A 20,673-nucleotide genomic window follows, 5' to 3' on the forward strand; every position below is an offset into this window, starting at 1 on the left:
AGCTCACCCCGGATGCTATCGGGCTGGGCGCCTGAGGTCAAGGCCGCCTACGCCCTGAACTCGTCGAAGGGCTACGGCGGCCAGGCCCGCCACGCGCCCTTGGGACGCCGAAGCTGGCGCATTCCACGAAGGCGGCCAACGGGCGCCGAAGCTGCCAAGGGCAGCGAAGGCGGCTCATGCTATCGGCGGCGATGCCGATAACAACAGTAACAGGTGGCGTGGCGCTCGCTGAGGTGCTCGAACCAAAGACTGGATGCTTCTCAGCCAGACACACCCAACACGGGGAGCCGACGAGTACTTCCGACCGCCCCGCCACCGTCTTCGGCTCTGCGCCAGTTGCCGGGTCTCAAGACCCGGTTTCCAGTTCATACTTCTTGCTTCGTACCCGCAGCACTATGGCTCGGAACGACGGTTCCTCCGCCCCCGGGGTCGCCACGCTCCAGCGTGGCCGGGCTGGAGCCCGGCGATCCCAGGAAATCGCCAATCACTCGGCCCTCCCGAATCCCGAACCCTGACTACTGACTACTGACTACTGGCAACCGGCTACTGGCAACATTAATTTCCGCCCGGGTTGCCTGAATCGAAGTGTCCACATACAATCTCAGGTCGGACTCGACGCTCAGTCCCCTCCGAGTCCCTCACGTCTCGCGTCCTGGGTCTCTTGTCCCGGGCTGGAGTCGCTCATGGCATCGCGCCAGTCATCATTGTTCTCAACGGTCGCCACGAAAATCCTCGTCGCGTTGACGGGCCTGAGTCTCGTGGGGTTCCTGTGCGTGCACCTGGCCGGGAATCTCCTGCTCTACATCGGGCCGGCCAAGTTCAACGCGTACTCCCACGCACTCATCACCAACCCGTTTGTCATCCCGGCCGAAGTCGGCCTCACGTTGATCTTCGTGATCCACGTGCTGGAGACCGTCACGCTCTGGTGGACCAACCGCGACGCGCGGCCGATCCCGTACCAGTCGAACGCCTGGGCCGGGGGCAAGAGCCGCAAGTCGCTGGCGTCGACCACTATGATCTGGACCGGGCCGGTGATGTTCGTGTTCCTCGCCGTCCACGTCGCGACGATGAAGTACGGCGCGTGGTACACGACCAGCATCCACGGCGTGGAAGGCCGTGATCTCTACCGGCTCGTGCGCGAGGTGTTCAGCAACCCGCGCTGGGTGGTCTTCTACGTCCCGTGCGTCGCGGTGACGGGCTTCCATCTGTGGCACGGGTTCTCGAGCGCCTTTGAATCGCTGGGCCTCAACCATCCGAACCTCACGCCGCGCGTCCTGAAGATCGGCAGAGTCCTCGCCGTGATCGTCGGCGCCGGATTCCTGTCCATTCCTCTCGTGCTGTTTTTCATGAGGAGCCGATCATGAGCGGCGCACCGCAGATTGCCCCGGCAGGCACACGGACGCTCGACGCGCGATTGCCGTCTGGCCCGCTGCCGGAGAAATGGGATAAGTACCGCTTCGACGCGAAGCTGGTGAATCCCACCAACCGCCGCAAGTTCACGGTGATTGTCGTCGGGACCGGCCTGGCCGGCGGCGCGGCAGCCGCGACCCTGGGTGAAGCCGGCTACAACGTGCTCAGCTTCTGCATCCAGGACAGCCCGAGGCGCGCGCACAGCATAGCGGCACAGGGCGGGATCAATGCGGCGAAGAACTACCGGAACGACGGCGACAGCATCACGCGACTGTTCTACGACACGGTGAAGGGTGGCGACTACCGGGCCCGCGAGGCAAACGTCTACCGGCTTGCACAGGTCAGCAACAGCATCATCGATCAATGCGTCGCGCAGGGCGTGCCGTTCGCGCGCGAATACGGCGGCTTGCTGGACAACCGCTCGTTCGGCGGCGCACAGGTGTCGCGCACCTTCTACGCGCGCGGGCAGACCGGCCAGCAGCTTCTGATCGGCGCGTATCAGGCGATGATGCGGCAGGTGGGGGCCGGTACCGTCAAGATGTTCCCGCGGTACGAGATGCTCGACCTGGTAGTGGTCGATGGCCACGCGCGAGGCATCATCGCCCGCAACCTGAACACGGGGAAGGTTGAGCGATTCGACGCGCACGCCGTGCTGCTGGCGACGGGCGGATACGGCAACGCGTATTACCTCTCCACCAACGCCGTCAATTCTAACGCGACAGCCATCTGGCGGGCGTACAAGCGCGGCGCGCTGTTCGCCAACCCGTGCTTTACGCAGATCCATCCGACGTGCATCCCGGTGTCGGGCGACCATCAATCGAAGCTCACGCTGATGAGCGAGAGCCTGCGCAATGATGGCCGCATGTGGGTGCCGAAGACGGCCGGCGACAAGCGGCCTGCCATCGAGATTCCCGACGAGGAGCGGGACTACTTTCTCGAGCGGCGGTATCCCACGTTCGGCAACCTGGTGCCGCGCGACGTGGCCTCGCGCGCGTCGAAAGCGGTCTGCGACGAAGGCCGCGGCGGGGGCGACACGGGCCTGGCCGTCTATCTCGACTTCGCGGACTCCATCAAGCGGCTGGGCGAAGACGTCATCCGGGAGCGCTACGGGAACCTCTTCCAGATGTACGAGAAGATCACCGACGAGAACCCGTACAAGAGGCCGATGCGGATCTACCCCGCCATCCACTACACGATGGGTGGGCTGTGGGTCGACTATGACTTGATGTCGACGATTCCCGGTCTGTTCGTGCTCGGCGAGGCGAACTTCTCCGACCATGGCGCGAACCGGCTGGGAGCGAGTGCGCTGATGCAGGGGCTGGCGGACGGCTATTTCGTGGCGCCGTCCACGCTGCCGCACTACCTGGCCAGCGCGTCGCTGCCGAAGATTGCGACCGATCACGAGGCGTTTCGCGAGGCCGAATCGACGGTGCAGGCCAAGCTCAAGCGGCTCACGTCGGTCAACGGCAAGAAGACCCCGCGCGAGATTCACCGCGCCCTGGGCCATCTGATGTGGGACCACGTCGGCATGGGCCGCAACGAGGCCGGCCTCAAGCAGGCCCTCGCGAGCATCCCCGAACTTCGTGACCAGTTCTGGCGGGAAATCTCGGTGCCCTCTAGCGGCGAGGAATTCAGCCAAATCCTCGAGTACGCGGGACGCGTGGCCGACTACCTCGAGCTTGGAGAACTGATTGCCCTCGACGCGCTCGAACGCCGCGAATCCTGCGGCGGGCACTTCCGTGAGGAATACCAGACACCCGACAACGAGGCGCAGCGTGACGATGAACACTTCACGCACGCGGCGGCCTGGGAGTTTGCCGGAGAGGGCGCCTTGCCCATCCGGAACATCGAACCGTTGTCGTTCGACTATGTGAAGCCAAGCCAGCGGAGCTACAAGTAGACCATGGACACCATGACCCTTCAGCTGCGGGTGTGGCGGCAGACGACAGCCAACCAACCGGGCCGCATAGTCCCGTACACGGCGGAGCACGTCTCACCCGACATGTCGTTTCTCGAGATGCTCGATGTGGTCAACGAAGGCCTCATCAAGAAGGGCGAGCCGCCGATCGTGTTCGACTCGGATTGCCGCGAAGGCATCTGCGGCATGTGCAGCCTCGTCATCAACGGCATCCCGCACGGTCCCGATCGCGGGTCGACGGTGTGTCAGCTCCACATGCGCAAGTTCAAGGATGGGGACACGATCACCATCGAGCCGTGGCGCGCAAAGGCCTTCCCCGTCCAGAAGGATCTGGTCGTGGACCGGGGGGCGTTCGACCGGCTGATTGCCGCCGGCGGATACGTGTCGGTCAACACCGGCGGTGCCGCCGATGCCAGCGCGATCCCGGTGCAGAGAGACATCGCGGAGACGGCGATGGATTCCGCGTCCTGCATCGGATGCGGAGCGTGCGTGGCGGCGTGTAAGAACGCGTCGGCGGCGCTGTTTGTGGGCGCCAAGGTGTCTCAACTGGCGTTGCTGCCGCAGGGACATCCCGAGCGCGCGTCACGCGTGCGATCGTTGGTCACGCTGATGGACGAGATCGGGTTCGGCAACTGCTCGAATGAAGCCGAGTGCGAGGCGGTGTGCCCGAAGGATATTTCCATCTCGAACATCGCGCGCATGCGCCGCGAATACGTCAGGGCACTACTGGTCGGGACGGGACGTTAACCTCCACTCGCGAGGCGACCGGCGCCTGTCTGAATCGAGGGCGGTCGGGTGCTATCAGCGCCCGACGCCCGAGGAACCCAGCAGTTGTTCGCCCTTTGCCCCCGGCGCCGCCACGCGGCCGCCCGGGTTGACCTTCCTCGGAGGCTTCGGCGTCTTCTCGTCGGGATCGCAACCGCCTTCGAGGCGGCACAACACATACGCCGTGGTGCGGCGTTCCCGATTGCCGTGCTCAGCGAGCCACTCCACCTTGTCCTTCGCGCTGCCGGTCACAGCCTTTCTCGCGCCGTCCACGTAGTGCTTGGTATCAGTGAGGTCATCGACGTCCTTCTCCGATGGCGGCGCCGTTTTCTTCGCCCACTTCTGGCCGTCCTTGTAGCGCTGGCCCCAGTCGGCGTAGCGATCGCCCGGATCGGCGTCCCCTACAGCGGGGCCGTGCAGCATCGGCGTGAGGCTTGGCGCGCCATCCGGAACACGGCCACGGCCGTTTGATCGACCGGCAAACGTCCAGCCCTGATCCTCGAGTTGAAACGTCTCGATCCGCCCCTTCACCGGCTGCTTGTACGTCAGGCGTTTGAACGTATAGCCCTTGAGGCCGGGATCGCCCGGCACGATGAGCGGCGCGATCGCATCGTCGTACGCGGCTTCCGTGGTCCATCCGTCAGGCGATCGGAGGGCCGTGATGCGGTGAAGCTTGTCACGCTCAATCGTGTAGACCTCGGGCACCATCACCTGCATGGTGGTGTCCGTGTAACTCGACGCCATGAAACGAATGAAGAAGCCGGACGGATCGTAGTTCCAGCGGCCGACCGGAATTTCCCGATCGCCCTCCTGCGGTTCGGCGGTTCCGTCGGGCACGGCGATGCTGGCCATTTCCGAGTAACTGGCGCCGGTGGCGAGCAGATCGCGCAGCCTGGCCTGGGCGTCCAGGATCGCGAAGACGGCTGGAGGCAGCCGCGCCTCGGCCTGCTCGCGCACCGCCTCCCAGATCCGATCGGCCGCCGACGCTTCGAGCGCGGCGATGTCGGCGGGCGGCAGCAGCCGCGCCGCGACGGCCTGCAGGTCGCGCGGCAGCGTCGAGAACTTCGCGTGCGAGAGAATCGCCCACAGGAGCGATTGCGCGTCTTCCTGACTGATGTCAGGAAAACGATAGAGCCGCGTCAGGATGTCGCCGACGATCCTCGCCTTCGGTCCGGCAAGCGGCGCATAGAGGTAGCCCTCGCCGCGTGAGGCCCCGGGCGCGCCCGTCTGCAGACAGAAGCTCTTCGCGTGAAACTCGAAGACGCCAGCCGAGAGCGTGAACGCGCCGTCGGCGTCGCGCGGCAGCGAGGTCATCGGCGCGGCCGTCTCCTCGGTCTCGTCATCGAGGATCGGCGCATCGGGGTAGGCGTTGGCCACGCCGCTGGTGAGCGCCGCCGGCGTGCTGAGAATCTTGTCGAGTGCGGGGATCTGCAACAATCGCTGCAACGGATTCTGCGCGACGACCACCACCGATCCCAGAAAGGCCGCCGCGATTGCCGGAGCAATTCGCGCGAATATGCGTCGTTCGATGGCCAAGCTGTCCTCCCGCGTCAGTTCGTGCCGAGTTCGAGGCCGAGAGACTTTCTCTCCGAGACAGCGTGGGCAACCAGCCCGAAGCCGCGTTGACGAATCCAGATATCTGACGGAATTGTCGGAAGAATAACACGATTCCCGGGTTGCGCGAGGAGTCGGTGCCCTCTCACGCTCAGTCTCCGGCGCGCGGCGCGAGTCGTCGCCTTTCCATGGCTTGCCGGACACGCGGTGGTCCGCCGACAATCGCGCGACGGCCCGCGGGCGTGACGGGGACGCGGTCGCGCAGATCCTGGAGCAACCGTGCGGCCAGTGCGGCAGGGTCTTCGCCCGGTCGAGGCTGACCGCTGGCCGGCGCCATGAACCGGACGGTGACGCGCGGCCGCCGGGGCCAACGAACGTAGGCGGTCGTCCCTTCGACCGCACAAAGCACGACCCGCGCGGCGGAACACCTCCCGGCCAGCACGCCGACCCCGCTGCGAGCCCGCACCGCCTCCCCCCAGGATAGACGGCCCTCCGGGAAGATGGCGACCGCATCACCCGCCCACAGGGCCTCGACAGCCCGATCGAGGGCCGCGGAGTCCCCGGTGCCCCGCGTCACGGGAAGTTGTTGAAGGGCATTCAGCGCCGGTCCAAGGCCCGGCACGTGCCACAGGTTGGCGCGCGCGAGGAAACGCACCCGGCGCCTGGGCCTGATGGCGAGCCCGACCAGAACCGGATCCCACTGGCTGTCGTGGTTGGGCACCACGAGCAGCGGGCCAGTCTCAGGCACGTGTTCGAGCCCTTCGACTCGAAGCCTCCCCCACCAGCCAATCGGGCGGAGCATTGACGCAATCAGGTCGTAGAACATGGTGTCACAGGCCGCGCAGGTACTCTGGCTTTATCGGCAACTGCCCGGCGAGCGCGGCATCCAGATAGCCGAGCATCTTTGCCTTCGCCTGCGGCATCCGTCCCGTCATTGGCAGGTAGTTGCTGGCATGGTTGCAGGTGAAATACGTCTGGCAATCGAGCGCCTCCACAAACGCCTTGATCTCCTCGATCGAGCCGCGCGGTGACGGCAGATCCGCTTGCCCTGAGGCAATCCGTTCGTAGAGCGCCGTGCCTGGAACCGGCGTATACGTCAGCAGCGCAGTGAACCCGGGCGCCATCTCGTTGATCGCTTCCGCCGATCGCCGCGCATGTTCCAAGCTCCGCTCGACTCCGGCCAGGCCGATAAGGACCATCACGGAGGTGGTCATCCCCGCGCGACGGGCCCGCTTCACGGCCTCCACGATCTGGCCGGGCGGCGCTCCCTTGTCGATCGCGGCCAGCGTCTCCGGGTCACCGCTCTCGAGCCCCATGTAGAGCATCCTGAGTTTTCTGTTCCTCAACTCAACCAGTTCTTCATCGGTCTTGGTCAGCACATCGCGTGCGTTCGCATAGATGCCGACGCGTTGCAAGTTCGGAAAGGCGTCGTTGAGCAGGTCGAGGATCGCAATCAACCGGCGGGTCGACAGGCACATCGCATCGCCATCGGCCAGAAACACCCGCCGCACGCCTGGGCCGAACATCGCCAGGGACTCGTCGATGTCGGCCCGTATCTCGTCTGCCGTTCTCGTCCGGAAGCGCTTCGTGGTGTACATCCCGCAGAACGTGCATCGGTTATGCGAACACCCGATGGTGATCTGGAGGATGAGGGATTCCGCTTCGCTCGGCGGTCTGAATACTGGCGGTTCACACGACGGGATCATGGGGCAGAGTTCATTGTATCCGACCGCGTAGCCGGCCAGGCAATGCGTCTGAGTGCGGGCGCCTCGACGCCTCCTGACGTCCTTGCTCTCACGAGCCGTCCCAGACCAGGATGATGCAGACGACGTACGCCCCGCCTGGGTACTGGCGGCTGCGGCTGAAGGTGCTTCCGACGCCGCCCCGTCCAAATCCCTCGACCTCCAGATCACGAACCGACGTAACTAGTCCATCCAGATCCACGCCCGTCACAAAAAAGGCCGTACTCCGCTTGCCGATTAGGGGCACTTCCGGAACCTCCCCCCCGCCCGCCTTCGCCTCCGCCAACTGATCGGCCATCCGGTTGACGGCGTCGATGAGTACGACGGGAGCCAGGCGCGCCTTCGCCCTCGCGTCGTTGAGCGCGCCGAGCGTCATCGTTCGGATTTCGGCGCCGGACTTCCGCGCGACACTCTTGATGAAGTCCATCGTGACAAAGTACGTCCCTCGGCTCCCGAGCGAGACCCCGATGCCGACCGAGTCGAACGCCGGGTTGAGCATGTTCTCCCGATGAGCGGGACTGTCCATGAATGACTGGTGGATGAGCCGGGTCAGGAAGGTGTTGCCTCGGCCCACGTTCTCGCCGCTCTCGACAGAACTGACTCCAGCGTCGGTCAGTCGTTGCTGGTAGGACTTCCCCGTCTCCGATTCGTGTGAGAGGACATCGCGTCTGGCCATCTCCGCGCTATGCTTCCGGGCCAACTCAACCAGTTCGGGCGACATGCGGACGGCCCGGAGACTTTTCGCGGCGCGCTCCGCGTTGAGTGCCTGATGGAGATCCTTCTCCATCTCAGTGGTGGACGGAACGGTGATTTGCTGCTCCTGGCGAACGGCAACATCACGGCTCGGCGCACCGGACGGGCCGACCGACCATGCGGCCGTCAGGACGAGGCTGCAGACCGCAAGACGCGTCGACATGGGGTCTCTGGCCTTCTTACCCCTGGGCGAGAATGGACTTCAGGGCATCGGCAACGGCCTTGCTCTCGGCATCGCCGGTGACGATGTCAATCGCGTCGGCGCTGGCCACGCCGAGCTTCAGTTCGACGGCCCGCGCGATTTGTTCCTGCTCGAAGATCTTGCGTCCCATGATGGCCTGATTCGCACCAAGCGATTTGAGCATCGCGAGCCCGACGGCGTCGACCGCGACACGATCGTCGCCGGCGATCATCACATTGGCCGCCTTCAGCTCGCCGCGCGACGGCCCGCCGTCGGTAAATGCCGCCACGCCATCGAGCACGATGAGATGTGGTTTGTAGCCGGTATTGAGTTCGGCAATCATCCGGCGCATGTCGGGCGACGCGTGCATGCCCCTCCGGATCGGCTTCGGCGTCAGCCCCACCGCGAGCTTGAGCGACATGCTGAACACGCCGCCAAACCCGTGCGTCTTCAAGCAGCAGGTCGACACGTTGTACTCGGCCTCCACGACCAGACGGGGCAACGCGAACCCCTCGGGCCAGTGCGTACCGGCGGCCGGGATCGTCACCCAGTCCTTCTCGGTGTTCTGCTCGAAGTCCACGACGTCGAAGCGGAGCTCCCTGGCGAGGTCGAATGTGCCCTTCTTCTCCATGACTCCGCGCGTCTGGGGCGGACCGCTCGACTCACCCAGCGTGACGCTGCGCGCGTTCAACCCGTGCAACTCAGTGACCAACTGAGACAGTGTGTCGTTGTGGGTCGACCCCGGCGCATCGTCGGCCGAGTTGAAGTTCGGCTTGATGACGACCTTCTTGCCCTTGACGGCCTTCAGATCGAGAAGTTTGAGCACGTCGGTGACGCCGCGTTTCCGATCGCTGGTCTTGACGATAGCGACCCGGCTCCGCCGTGGCCCAAGCACCTGCGCCAGTCCGTCTGTGCCAAGCGCTGGCAGCAAGGCCATCCCCGCCGTCACCACGCGGATGAAGTCGCGTCGATCAAGTTCGTGAGCGAGCCGAACCATACGCCCTCCCTGTTGAAGACAGTGGGGTCTGCCGTCAATCGCCGATAGTTTACACCCGCTTACGCCTACTCCCAGCGGAAGAGCAGCACCGGCGGCACGAGGAGCAGGAAGCTCAGCACGGTCAGGATCAGCATCAGGGGGAAAAACCACCTGGCCCATCGTTCCCACGGAATCTTCCCCGCCCCGAGCACGCCCATGGTCACAGCGCTGGTGGGCAGGATGGGGTTGATGAACTCGCAGAGTTGATACGCGTAGACCGCGGTCTGCCTGGTAATTCCCACCAGGTCAGCCAGCGGCGCCATGATGGGCATCGTCAGCGCGGCCTGCGCGGTGCCCGAGTGGATGAAGAAATTGATGACGCACTGGATCAGAAACATGACCTGCGCGATGACGCCGACCGGCAGCATCGACAGCGTGCCTGACGCGCCATAGAGCATCGTGTCGAGAATCTTCGCCTCCTGGGCAATGACAAGCAACGCCCGGGCGCACGCAACGATGAAGACGACACCCACCATGTCCTTGGCGCCCGTTACGAACGTGCGAGCGATCCGGCTTGGGCCGAGACCGCCGGCCAGCCCGAGGACGATCCCCATCCCGAGGAACAGCACGGCAATCTGATCGATGTACCACTTCCACTCGAGGACGCCGACGACGAGCAGCACCATCGAGGTCACAAACAGCGACAGCGTGGCGACATGTCGCGCGTCCCAGCCGGCATCGGCCGCGTCGTGGGAGGCGATCGCCTCGCGCTCGAGGTCGATGTCGCGCACCGGGCTCAACTCGGGATTCCGTTTCACGCGCCGCGCGTACCACATGACGTACGCAATCGTCACCGCGGTACCAATGACCCACGACACGAGACGGTAGCCAAGTCCCGAGTAGAGCGGGATCCCCGCGATGCTCTGCGAGATGCCTACGGTGAACGGATTGAAGAAGGCGGCCGCGAATCCCGCGGCGGCCCCGAGAAACGGAATCGACACGCCCACAATCGAGTCGTACCCGAGCCGGCGTGCCAGCGGGATGAAGATGATGACAAACGGAATAACCTCTTCGGACATGCCGAAGATCGAGCCCGCCAGCGAGAAGATTGTCATCAACAGGGGGATGAGAACCCACTCGAGGTACGGCCGCCTGCTGATGGTATCGGTCAGTCGATGGATGCCAGACTCGACGGCCCCTGTTTCCTGGAAGATGGCGAAACTGCCGCCGATCACCAGCAGGAAGCAGATGAGGAGGGCCCCATCCATGAATCCCTTGATGGGCGATTCGAGCACCATCTGCGGCCCGAGGTACACCTTCGGCACCTCGCGGTAGGTCCCGGCCACGGTGACGTTGCGCGTGCCTTCGCTCGTCTGAACCTTGACGCGCTGGTATTCCCCGGACGGGACGATCCACGAGAGTGCGAGCACGAGGGTGACGAGCAGCATCACCAGCACGAGGGTGTGCGGCATGACCAGACGCGCGAACAGCGGCTTCTTTGCGCTCGTCATAAGTGGGTGGCTCCCGACGGATCTTCGCCACTGGCGGGAGGCCAGAGAGTGGCTGCACCTACGCCTGAATTCAACCATCTCGACGGGCAACCCGGGGTCTGACCGCCTCCGCCGAGGCTACGGCGGTCCGCCGAAGCTCTACGCGAAGGCGGAAGACCCTGGGCTCCATCAGCACAGACCGTCTCTATTCGAACGTCCCCTTCACCAGCACCTGCCGGTCCCGCATCAGCCAGCGGCCTTTGGCGATGGTGCCGCAGATCCCGAGATCGCCCGGATCGAGCAGGACGATGTCGGCGTCGGTACCAACCGCGAGATGTCCCTTCCCGCGCAGTTTCAGGATGCGAGCGGGCGTCGAGGTGACCACCTGCAGCGCGACCTCCAGCGGTACGTGTTCGTCGCGCACGGCATCGCGGACTTCGCTGAACAGGCTCGTCACTCGCCCAATCTCGAGACGCCGCAATCGACCTTGCGCGTCGAAGTCCGGCAGGCTGCCCTGACCATCCGACGTGAAGGTAATGTGTGAGACGTCCACGCCAGCGTCGAGCATTCTGCGCAGGCCGGCGCTGCACTTCACCTCGCCCTCGTCGAGAAACGCGGGAACCGTTGACGTGGTGAAATCCACCAGGCCGCCCGACTTCGCGTACGCGATGCCTTCGTCGAAGAGCGTCGGATTTCGATTGATGTGTGTGGGCAGGAACTGCGTGATCGGGATCTCGGTCTCCGCCAGCGCACGCCGGATGAGCGCGAGGCCGCGGGGTCCGTCTCCCATGTGCACGTTGACGATCCCCGCCTTGCCCGAGAGCATCCCGCCGCGGCGCGCCTCCGCCGCCGTGCGGGAGAACTCGTCGAACGTCGGCTGCGAGGATCGATGGTCCGAGAGCGCCACCTCGCCGACACCGATGATCTTGTCGATGAGCAGCAGATCCTGCTCGATGCTCCCCGTCAGGGTGCGAACAGGCACGGCGTAGTGGCCGGTGTAGATGAAGGTGCTGATGCCCTCCTCGTCTAGACCCCGGGCCTTGGCGAGCAGCCCCGCCATGCTGCGCGTCACGCCGTCGGTCCCGAGACATCCGACCACGGTCGTCACGCCGCCTCGTACGGCATCAGACAGCGCCATCTCCGGCGTGCGGGTCGCGTACCCGCCTTCCCCTCCGCCCCCCGTCACGTGGACGTGGCCATCGATGAGGCCAGGCACCGCGATGAACCCGGTGGCGTCCACCAGGCCGCAGTAGGCATCGGGAATGTGGATGTCGGGTTCCACGCGTATGATACGGCCGCCCGCGATAAGGATGTCGGCACGGCCGATGTTCGCTGGGGTGTAGATGTCGGCGTTCTTGAGCAGTAGCACGTCGTCACTCCCGGATCGGACGATCCAAGGCCGGGAGTGTACCACGTCGCGAAGGTGCGATTCCGCTCATAAGTGGGATAGGATTGGACGGTTGTTTGCTCGTCGGAGCCCTGTGTCTGCTCGCCCTGCCAGGATTGTGACCAGCGCGTCGACATCCAGCACAGCACGCCTCTGGACGCGGCCGCGCCCCGGGGTTGGAGTAGCAAGCTATGATCCGTCTCCCTCGTTTGATCCCCCCAGCGACGCTGGCGCTTCTTGCGCTGGTGGCGCAGGCCGCGGCGCAGACCGGTCCTCCCGAGGCCACTCGCGATACCGGTGCCGGCCTCACGGCCATCTCGCCCGCGAGCATCGCTGCCGCGCTCGGCACTTCTCCGCTCGTCGGCGGCGTCCCAACCGGTGCCGCCGGTCCCGGAACCACTCGGCTCTCGCTCCACGACGCGCTCGAGCGAGGCCTCGCGCACAATCTCGCAGCCGTCCTCGGCGAGCAGCGCGTCCGGTCGGCAGATGCCGCCAGGTGGGCGGCGTGGAGCGGGCTGCTGCCCTCTGTGTCGGCTTCCCTGGCGCAAGCTCGGGAACAGATCAACCTCGAGGCCTACGGGTTCCCCGTCGCGCCTGGCCAATCTCCAATTATCGGCCCCTTCAATATCTCGGACCGCCGTGTGTCGGTGACACAAACGCTCTTCAGCTACAGCGCGGTCGAATCTGCACGCAGCGGCAATGCCATCAAGGCCGCCGCCGCGTACGCCAACCAGGATGTCCGCGAGCAGGTCGTCATTGCGATCTCCGGGATGTACCTGCAGATCGTCTCGACGCAGAGCCGGATCGAGGCCGCCCGGGCGCAGTTGAGTACGGCCAAGGCGCTCTACGACAGGGCCGTCACACTCAAGCAGGCCGGGATGGCCGCCGGTGTTGATACCATCCGGGCGCAAGTGCAGATGGAGAACCAGCGCCAGCGTGTCATCTACTTTGAAAACGAGTTCGCCAAACAGAAACTGCAGCTCGCGCGCGCCATTGGGTTACCCCTCGGCCAGAACTTCGATCTCTCCGACCGATTCCCGTACCGCTCACTCGACGACATGTCTCAGGCCGATGCCATCTCGCGAGCCACCTCGACGCGCGCCGACTACAAGAGCGCGCTCGAACTGGTCAAGGCGGCCGAGTTCTCGCGTCAAGCCGCCATCGGCAGTCTGCTTCCCACACTGGGCCTGGACGCCGACATCGGCAACATCGGCCAGCAGTGGGGATCGGCGCTGCGCACGTTCTCACTGGCGGCGGCCGTCCACATCCCTCTGTTCCAGGCGGGCCGCGAGCGCAGCCGGATTCTCGCCGCCGATGCGTCTCTGCAGCAGGAGCGCGCCCAGCTCGCCGATCTCAAGGTGCGCATCGAATACGAGGTCCGGGCCGCCTTGCTCGACGTCGACGCCGCCGACCAGCGCGTCAAGGTCGCGCAGGGGGCCTCTGATCTGGCGGCCCTGCAACTGACGCAGGCGCAGGACCGGTTTGCGGCCGGCGTCGCCAGTCACATCGAGGTCGTGCAGGCCCAGGAAGCCGTCGCCACGGCCTCCGACAACCTGATTGCGAGCCAGTTCGCGCACAATCTCGCCAAGGGCGCCCTCGCGCGTGCCCTCGGCATTGCCGAAACGTCGGCGGAGCGTTTTCTTGGAGGGCGGCAGTAATGGCGTTCATGAATGACAATCCGCGTGCGCGGGCGGTGCTGATCGGCGTGGTGGTGGTAGGCATGATTGCCGGCGCAGGTGCGTTCTGGTACTACAGCGGGCGCGAATCCACCGACAATGCCCAGGTCGACGGCCACATCACGCCCATCGCGGCCAGGGTCGGTGGCACCGTGCTCGCCGTCAACATCCACGAAAACCAGTTGGTCGAAGCCGGCGCAGTGCTCGTCAAGATCGACTCGCGCGACTACGACGTCGCGCTGGCCCGTGCGCAGGCGGACCTGGCCGATGCGACAGCCGCGTTTGAAGCCGCCCGGTCTGGTGTTCCTATCACGACCACAACGACGTCGAGCCAGTTGACCACGGCGACAGCCGCGGTCGAGCGATCACAGACAGGGATTGACATTGCCGGCAAGGACATTGAGTCGGCGCGAGCCCGACGCGCGTCGGCCCAGGCCAGACTGCGGGAAGCGCGAGCGAACCAGGCACGCGCCACCAAGGACCTGGAACGCATGAAGCAGTTGATCGCGAAAGACGAGGTGTCGCAACAGCAGTACGACTTGGCGGCGACCGCAGCCGAAGCGACCGCAGCCAACACCGAGGCAGCCACTGCCGCCCTCGCCGACGCCGAGCAGTCCGCGCTGGCTGCCGAAGGCCGCCGCACACAGGCGCTCCAGCAGACCCAGCAGGTTCAGGCCGATCTACGCACGGCCCAGACCGCCCCCGAGCAGGTCACCGTCACCAGGGCCCGCGCTGCGTCGGCAGAGGCTCGGGTGGCCCAGGCGAAAGCCGCCCTGCACCAGGCCGAGTTCAATCTGCAATACACGGAGGTCAGAGCGCCAGTCGGCGGCTACGTGAGCAAGAAGTCGGTCGAACCGGGCCAGGTGATTCAGCCCGGCCAGCCACTTTGCGCGGTCGTCGCGCTCGACGACGTCTGGGTGATGGCTAATTTCAAGGAAACGCAACTGAACGATGTGCGGCCCGGCCAGCGCGCCATTATTCACGTGGATATGTATGGTGAGGACTTCCCCGCCAAGGTGGACAGCCTCTCGGCGGCGACAGGAGCCCGATTCAGCCTGCTGCCTCCCGAGAATGCCACCGGCAATTTCGTCAAAGTCGTGCAGCGAATCCCCGTGAAGCTTCTGCTCGACCATCCGCCCGACGCCAATCGCCCGTTGCGGCCAGGCATGTCGGTAACGGCCACGGTGCTGACCCGCTGAGCCCCTCGATTCATGGATTCGGCGAACGAATCCATTCACTCAGGACTCAGTGCTGAGCGAGCGTTTATGACTGGATCGTTTTACAAGAATGCGCAACGGTAACTGCGAGTCGAAGCACCGAGCACGATGAGCGTCGATCCCAAAGCTGCGGCTTTCCAGGGTGGTGCCGGCTCGGACAGCGAGTCCGGCGACGTCCATCCCTGGCTCGAGGCATTGGCCGTCATGGCCGGCACGTTTATGGTTGTGCTCGACAGCACAGTCGTCAACGTCTCGCTGCCCCACATCGCGGGCAGCCTGTCGGCCAGCATCGAAGAATCCACCTGGGCGCTGACGACGTACCTGGCTGCCAATGCCGTGATTCTGCCCATCACGGGATGGCTGGCAAACTTCTTCGGCCGCAAACGGCTGCTGCTCCTGTCGGTGGTCGGCTTCACGCTCACCTCGGTGCTCTGCGGCATGGCGCCGACGCTCAGCTTCCTCATCGCCTGCCGCATCGTCCAGGGCGCGACGGGTGGCGTGATGCAGCCGCTGTCGCAGGCCATCATGCTCGAGGCGTTTCCGCCGCGGAAGCGCGGACAGGCGATGGCGTTCTGGGGTATCGGAATCGTGGTCGCACCCATCCTCGGGCCATTGCTTGGCGGGTGGCTCACCGAGAATCTCAGTTGGCGCTGGGTCTTCTACATCAACGTGCCGGTTGGCATCATCTCTTTCTTGATGGTCGAGGCCTTCATTTTCGACCCGCCCTACATCCGCCGGTCGTCGGCGCGGGTTGACTGGTGGGGCCTGACGCTTCTCGGCATCGGCATCGCGGCGCTCCAGATTGGACTGGATCAGGGTCAGAAAGAAGACTGGCTCGCCTCGAGTTGGATCGTGGCCCTGCTGGTCATCGCAGCCGCGGGATTGATTGGCCTGATCATCCGCGAACTGCTCGTTTCCAACCCCATCGTCGACTTCCGGATTTTCAGGGAACGCAGCTACACGGCTGGCGTGCTGCTGATGACCCTGCTCGGGTTCGTGCTCTACGGCAGCCTGGTCGTCATGCCCGTCATGCTGCAGACACTACTCGGCTACTCGGCGGTGGAGGCGGGCAATGCCATGGCTCCCCGCGGCGTGGGTACCTTGTTGGTGATGCCGTTTGTCGGCGTCATGATTGGCCGCCTTGACCCGCGTAAGATCCTGGCTGCGGGATTCGTCCTCACAGCCGTCACGTTCTTCTGGCTGGGCCAGTTGAACATGAACGCCGGCTACTGGGACATCTTCTGGCCGCAAGTGTTCCAGGGCATGGGTCTCGGCATGCTGTTCACGCCGCTGGCGACCGTCTCGATGGATCGCATCTCACGCGAACACATGGGCAACGCGACCAGCCTCTTCAACCTGATGCGGAACATCGGCGGGGCCGCGGGGATTGCCGTGGTGCAGACCGTGCTCGCGCGCCAGCGTCAGATGCACACCAACGTGCTCGTCGCGCATATCACCGGCTACGATGTGGGCTCGCAGCAGTTTCTCGCGGCCATGAAGTCTGCGTTCGTCGCACGTGGGACCGACGCGGTCACCGCCGTCGAGCGCAGCTATGGCGCGGCCTTCGGGTTGGTGCAACAACAAGCCACCATGATGGCGTTTATCGATGTGTTTTGGGGCATGGGGCTGGTGTTTGTCATCCTGCTCCCGCTGATTCTCCTGATGCGTCGGCCAGCCCACCACGAGCACAGCCCGATCGCGGCGCCCGACTAGAATCGGTTCCTCGTCATTCCGGCGTACGCCGGAATCCAGGCTGGACCCCGGATGCCACCCCATCGCGGCTGCCGCGTTGGGGACCCCGGATGCCACCCCAACGCGGCTGCCGCGTTGGGGACCCCGGCTTTCGCCGGGGTGACGAGCCACGGAAATGAAGGCTTCAGGATCCGGACGGCTCGTCGTCGCGTCCGAATAAGGTAGAGCGCACGTCGTCCGGGAACACTCCAATCCGGCGGAGGACACCATGTCGATTCGACCAGTCAAACGGCATCTCAAGTCCACACCGACGATTGAAGGCGCCGGCGTGCGTCTGCGGCGCGGCTTCGGATTTGGCGACACCGAGGCGTACGACCCATTCCTGTTGTTCGACGATTTCCGGGGCGACCATCCCGACGACTACCTGGCTGGTTTTCCGTGGCATCCGCACCGCGGCATCGAGACGATCACCTACGTGCTAGCGGGCACGGTCGTCCACGGCGACAGCCTGGGCAATCAGGGCTCGCTCGGCGCCGGTGACGTCCAGTGGATGACGGCCGGCAGCGGCATCATTCACCAGGAGATGCCGCACGGCGACGGACTGGGTCGGATGCACGGGTTCCAGCTCTGGGCGAATCTCCCATCGTCTCTGAAGATGACGACGCCGCGCTATCAGGACATCCGGTCGAGTGAGATTCCCGAGGTCACCGACGATGATGGCACGCGCGTGAGAGTCGTGTGCGGCAACTTCCGGGGCGTGGGCGGGCCCGTCGATGGCGTCGCGGCCGAGCCGCAGTATCTCGACGTCTGGGTACCTCCAGGCCTGCGTCGCAGCCTGCCAGTCGAAACGACCCGGCATGCCTTCGCCTACGTGTTCGAAGGGTCGGGTCGCTTTGCGCATGCCTCCGAGCCGAGACCGGTGCAGACCGAACGGGTTGGCTTAGTGCCCCAGGGCGCGATGGATGTTGCCGATAACCGATCGCTTGTCTTGTTCGACTCTGGCGACGAGGTGGTCGTGCAGGCGGGAGACCAGGGGCTCCGCTTCCTGCTGGTGTCGGGCACGCCGCTCCAGGAGCCGGTCGCGTGGCGCGGCCCGATTGTGATGAACACGCAAGAGGAGTTGAGGACGGCGTTCGAGGAGTACCAGAACGGGACGTTTCTCAAGCACAGGTAGCGCCGTCCGTCGGGTCTGACCGCCTCCGCCAAGGCTACGGCGGTCCGCCGAAGCAAAACGCGAAGGCGGAAGACCCCGGGCTCCATCAGAAAAGACGCACGGCCACTGTCAACTTGAACGGTCTCCGGGCTTAGAGGACAGCTACCGGCGGGCCGGCGCCACGAGAGGGCCCAACGTATCGCGAAGCGTGCGCAGTTGGTACGGTTTCTGAACGACCGACGCCACCCGCGTGGCGCCGAGCCGCTCCACTACCTCCGGCTCGCTGTACCCGCTCGCAATCACGATGGGCAGGTCGGGCCGCAATTGCTGGATGGCCGCCGCCGTCTCCGCTCCGTCCATGCCTGGCATGGTCAAATCCAACAGGACGCACCCTACATGGATCGTGGGCTGGCGCAAGAGTTCGACGGCCTCCCGTCCACTTCCGACGGCCTCCACCTCGTAGCCCAGACGTTCGAGCATCTGGCGGCAGATGCTCCGCACGGTGTCCTCGTCGTCGACGATCAGCACTGTCGGGCGGCCCACCGTGCTGGCGTCGGCGACGCGAACACCGGCTGCCGGTTCCACCACCTCGGTCTCTGCGCTCGCCAGGCTGGCCGGAAACAGCACGGTCACGGTGGCTCCCTGACCCGGTTCGCTTTCGACGAAGATGGTCCCCTTGTGCGCTCTGAGAATGCCCAGCACGGCTGCCATGCCAAGGCCGCGGCCGGTGAACTTTGTCGTAAAGAACGGCTCAAACAGCCGTGCCTTGACCGTCTGGTCCATCCCACTGCCGGTGTCGCTGATCGTGAGGAACACAAACGGCCCCGCTGCGGCCACGTCGGGCACGTGCCCGCCACGGAGCTCCTCGCGGGTCCATTCTCGAGCGCCTGTCGTGAGCGTGATGTTGCCTGCGGCGTCCCCGATCGCTTCCGCCGCATTGACGATGAGGTTCATCACCAACTGATGGACCTGGGTGGGATCGCCCTCAACGATCGGCACATCGGCTCCCAGTTTCATGTCGAACCGAATCGATCGGCGAACCGCGGATCGGATCGTCGACGACATCTCCGTGATCACGGCGTTGATGTCCATCGGTCGCACTTCAAACCGGCCCCGGCCCGAATAGGCGAGCAGCTTCGCCGTCAGCGCGGCCGCGCGCTTCGCGGCGCTCTCGGCGTCACGCAGATAGGGCCTGACGTCCGACTGCGGCGGAAGATCGTCGAGCGCCAATTCGAGATTGCCCAGCATCGCGACCAGCAGGTTGTTGAAATCGTGGGCGATGCCGCCGGCGAGTACACCGAGGCTCTCGAGCTTCTGAGAATGCTGGACCTGGCGCTCGAGGGCGACGCGGTCGTCTTCACCTCTCCTGCTCTCGGTGAGGTCATGGATGACGGCGAGCCGGAGTCTCCTGGAGCCTGATTGCAGAAATCGTCCGCGGACGTCGACGGGAAACTGCGTGCCATCAGATCGGCGCAAGACGGTCTGGTATGGAGCGTACTCCTCGCTCGCCAAACGCTTCTCGATTTCCGAGACCGCCTCGGGCGTGGCGAATTCCAGGACGTGACGCCCAATCACCTCATCGGGTTTGAGGCCCAGCATCGCCGCCACCTGCGGATTGGCATCAACCACGACGCCGCCATCGGAGATGACGATGGCCTCCGAGCTCGAGTCGGCCAGCAGGCGGAACCGCTCCTCGCTCTGCCGCAGCGCCTGCTCGGCCTCTTTCCGTTCCGTGATGTCGGTGACCGCACCGGCCATCCGCTCGGGACGTCCGTGCGCATCGCGATACACGCGCCCGCGCCCCTCAACCCACCGGACCGTTCCATCTGGCCGCACGATGCGATGCTCGACACCAAACGGCTCGCTCGGATCAGCCATCGCGGATTCGATCGCCTTCCGTAGCACGTCGCGATCGTCGGGATGTATCAGCGCCGCATACGCGTCAAACGTCCCCCCGAACGTGCCCGGCACCAGCCCGAACAGCGCCTCGACCTGGCCGGACCACTTCACGTCACCGCTGGCAATGCGCCAGTCCCAGATGCCGGTCCGGGCTCCCTCGAGCGCGAGGGCCAGGCGATCGGCGGTGACCCGCAGCTCCGCCTGGCGACTGGCCTCGGCGCGGTCGCGCCTGAACAGGAAGTAGGCGACCAACACGATCGTGACGCCGTGAGTCATGAGCGGCCCGACAATAGGGTCAAGACCGGGCACAATGGCGGGCGCCAGCTTCGGCATGAGCGCGATCATGACCGTCTGTGCGACGGCAACGACGGACACGGCACGCGCGCTCAGGAAGAGCGCTGTCAGGAACAGATTCCCCGAGAGCAGGTACAGCGACAGCACCGGGCGGCTGGAGACATCTCCCGCAATCCGGATGAAGGTCAGGACCGGGATGGCAACCACCACCACCAAGGCAGCCGCCTTCAGGTGCCCCTTTCGGTTGAGCAGATAGCCGGCGACCAAAGCCGCGACCCCGCTCCAGTTGAATCGGTGATGCGGGTAGGTCCAGAGGTTGTAGATCTCGGAGCAGAGGAGCACGGAGAGCCCTGCGATGACGATCCGGCCGAAGCTCGTCGCCGTCGCTCGATCAAGCGGGTCGAGCAACGAGGCGGTCGGTTCCGTGATCCACCGTAGCAAGCCTGCCACCAGGGATCTGACCGGTCTCGCCTGGAACTGCTGTCCGGGATCCGTCATCGACGTCAATGTCACGCCCGAGGTGTGGAGTAAGAAACCTCTCGTAGCGTACACCGACACGGTCGGCG

Annotated in this window: 15 protein-coding genes; 7 read left to right on the top strand and 8 right to left on the bottom strand. The window is 65.1% G+C overall.

Annotated features, from left to right (window positions below; genetic code table 11):
• Positions 1–683: 683 nt before the first annotated feature.
• From NT151_12010 to NT151_12020, 3 genes are read left to right on the top strand one after another with little or no spacing between them, the layout of a single operon-like run.
• Positions 684–1,364: a succinate dehydrogenase cytochrome b subunit gene (locus tag NT151_12010; GenBank protein MCX6539639.1), complete on the top strand. Its 681-nt coding sequence runs from the start codon at positions 684–686 to the stop codon at positions 1,362–1,364.
• Positions 1,361–3,310 (top strand): fumarate reductase/succinate dehydrogenase flavoprotein subunit, encoded by a 1,950-nt coding sequence (locus tag NT151_12015; protein ID MCX6539640.1) that lies wholly within the window; start codon positions 1,361–1,363, stop codon positions 3,308–3,310. The genes NT151_12010 and NT151_12015 overlap by 4 nt, the downstream gene beginning before the upstream one ends.
• A gap of 3 nt (positions 3,311–3,313) precedes the next feature.
• Positions 3,314–4,075, top strand: coding sequence for a succinate dehydrogenase/fumarate reductase iron-sulfur subunit (locus NT151_12020; protein MCX6539641.1), 762 nt, complete (start codon positions 3,314–3,316; stop codon positions 4,073–4,075).
• A gap of 54 nt (positions 4,076–4,129) precedes the next feature.
• On the opposite strand, the gene NT151_12025 is transcribed toward NT151_12020, so the two are convergent.
• From NT151_12025 to iadA, 7 genes are all read right to left on the bottom strand, one after another.
• Positions 4,130–5,629, bottom strand: a complete 1,500-nt coding sequence (locus NT151_12025) for a hypothetical protein (GenBank protein MCX6539642.1) — start codon at positions 5,627–5,629, stop codon at positions 4,130–4,132.
• Between the two features lie 169 nt (positions 5,630–5,798).
• A complete protein-coding gene (locus tag NT151_12030) occupies positions 5,799–6,473 on the bottom strand; it encodes a lysophospholipid acyltransferase family protein (protein ID MCX6539643.1) in 675 nt (224 codons plus the stop codon).
• Between the two features lie 4 nt (positions 6,474–6,477).
• Complete coding sequence (locus NT151_12035; GenBank protein MCX6539644.1) at positions 6,478–7,353, bottom strand: radical SAM protein; 876 nt, start codon at positions 7,351–7,353, stop codon at positions 6,478–6,480.
• A gap of 88 nt (positions 7,354–7,441) precedes the next feature.
• Positions 7,442–8,305: a CAP domain-containing protein gene (locus NT151_12040; GenBank protein ID MCX6539645.1), complete on the bottom strand. Its 864-nt coding sequence runs from the start codon at positions 8,303–8,305 to the stop codon at positions 7,442–7,444.
• Between the two features lie 16 nt (positions 8,306–8,321).
• Positions 8,322–9,320 (bottom strand): DUF362 domain-containing protein, encoded by a 999-nt coding sequence (locus tag NT151_12045; GenBank protein MCX6539646.1) that lies wholly within the window; start codon positions 9,318–9,320, stop codon positions 8,322–8,324.
• 65 nt (positions 9,321–9,385) lie between these two features.
• Entirely contained in the window at positions 9,386–10,810 is a 1,425-nt protein-coding gene (locus tag NT151_12050; protein ID MCX6539647.1) for a hypothetical protein, read from the bottom strand.
• 184 nt (positions 10,811–10,994) lie between these two features.
• Complete coding sequence (gene iadA / locus NT151_12055) at positions 10,995–12,158, bottom strand: beta-aspartyl-peptidase (protein MCX6539648.1); 1,164 nt, start codon at positions 12,156–12,158, stop codon at positions 10,995–10,997.
• A 209-nt stretch (positions 12,159–12,367) separates the two neighbouring features.
• Between iadA and NT151_12060 the strand changes: the two genes are divergently transcribed.
• The 4 genes from NT151_12060 to NT151_12075 all read left to right on the top strand — a co-directional run bounded on the left by NT151_12060 (position 12,368) and on the right by NT151_12075 (position 17,935).
• On the top strand, positions 12,368–13,834 hold the full coding sequence (locus NT151_12060) for a TolC family protein (GenBank protein ID MCX6539649.1): 1,467 nt from the start codon (positions 12,368–12,370) through the stop codon (positions 13,832–13,834).
• Positions 13,834–15,051 carry an HlyD family secretion protein gene (locus NT151_12065; GenBank protein ID MCX6539650.1) on the top strand — a complete coding sequence of 406 codons (1,218 nt, stop codon included), beginning with the start codon at positions 13,834–13,836 and terminating at the stop codon, positions 15,049–15,051. Before NT151_12060 ends, NT151_12065 begins: the two co-directional genes overlap by 1 nt.
• Before the next feature lie 126 nt (positions 15,052–15,177).
• The gene (locus NT151_12070; GenBank protein MCX6539651.1) at positions 15,178–16,782 is read left to right on the top strand and encodes a DHA2 family efflux MFS transporter permease subunit; all 1,605 of its coding nucleotides are present in this window, start codon (positions 15,178–15,180) and stop codon (positions 16,780–16,782) included.
• Between the two features lie 247 nt (positions 16,783–17,029).
• Positions 17,030–17,935, top strand: a complete 906-nt coding sequence (locus tag NT151_12075) for a pirin family protein (GenBank protein ID MCX6539652.1) — start codon at positions 17,030–17,032, stop codon at positions 17,933–17,935.
• A gap of 141 nt (positions 17,936–18,076) precedes the next feature.
• Here the strand turns inward: NT151_12075 and NT151_12080 are convergent, their stop codons facing one another.
• Positions 18,077–20,605, bottom strand: coding sequence for a PAS domain S-box protein (locus tag NT151_12080; GenBank protein MCX6539653.1), 2,529 nt, complete (start codon positions 20,603–20,605; stop codon positions 18,077–18,079).
• Positions 20,606–20,673 lie beyond the last annotated feature (68 nt).

This window comes from Acidobacteriota bacterium, assembly GCA_026393675.1.
GTDB lineage: Bacteria > Acidobacteriota > Vicinamibacteria > Vicinamibacterales > JAKQTR01 > JBAXOX01.

Bases quoted from the DNA above. Each gene is read 5' to 3' on its own strand.
- NT151_12065 (MCX6539650.1), top strand. From the start codon at position 13,834: ATGGCGTTCATGAATGACAATCCGCGTGCGCGGGCGGTGCTGATCGGC.
- NT151_12030 (MCX6539643.1), bottom strand. From the start codon at position 6,473: ATGTTCTACGACCTGATTGCGTCAATGCTCCGCCCGATTGGCTGGTGG.
- NT151_12075 (MCX6539652.1), top strand. From the start codon at position 17,030: ATGTCGATTCGACCAGTCAAACGGCATCTCAAGTCCACACCGACGATT.
- NT151_12050 (MCX6539647.1), bottom strand. From the start codon at position 10,810: ATGACGAGCGCAAAGAAGCCGCTGTTCGCGCGTCTGGTCATGCCGCAC.
- NT151_12045 (MCX6539646.1), bottom strand. From the start codon at position 9,320: ATGGTTCGGCTCGCTCACGAACTTGATCGACGCGACTTCATCCGCGTG.
- NT151_12020 (MCX6539641.1), top strand. From the start codon at position 3,314: ATGGACACCATGACCCTTCAGCTGCGGGTGTGGCGGCAGACGACAGCC.
- NT151_12015 (MCX6539640.1), top strand. From the start codon at position 1,361: ATGAGCGGCGCACCGCAGATTGCCCCGGCAGGCACACGGACGCTCGAC.
- NT151_12070 (MCX6539651.1), top strand. From the start codon at position 15,178: ATGAGCGTCGATCCCAAAGCTGCGGCTTTCCAGGGTGGTGCCGGCTCG.
- NT151_12080 (MCX6539653.1), bottom strand. From the start codon at position 20,605: ATGACGGATCCCGGACAGCAGTTCCAGGCGAGACCGGTCAGATCCCTG.
- NT151_12035 (MCX6539644.1), bottom strand. From the start codon at position 7,353: ATGATCCCGTCGTGTGAACCGCCAGTATTCAGACCGCCGAGCGAAGCG.
- NT151_12010 (MCX6539639.1), top strand. From the start codon at position 684: ATGGCATCGCGCCAGTCATCATTGTTCTCAACGGTCGCCACGAAAATC.
- NT151_12040 (MCX6539645.1), bottom strand. From the start codon at position 8,305: ATGTCGACGCGTCTTGCGGTCTGCAGCCTCGTCCTGACGGCCGCATGG.
- NT151_12060 (MCX6539649.1), top strand. From the start codon at position 12,368: ATGATCCGTCTCCCTCGTTTGATCCCCCCAGCGACGCTGGCGCTTCTT.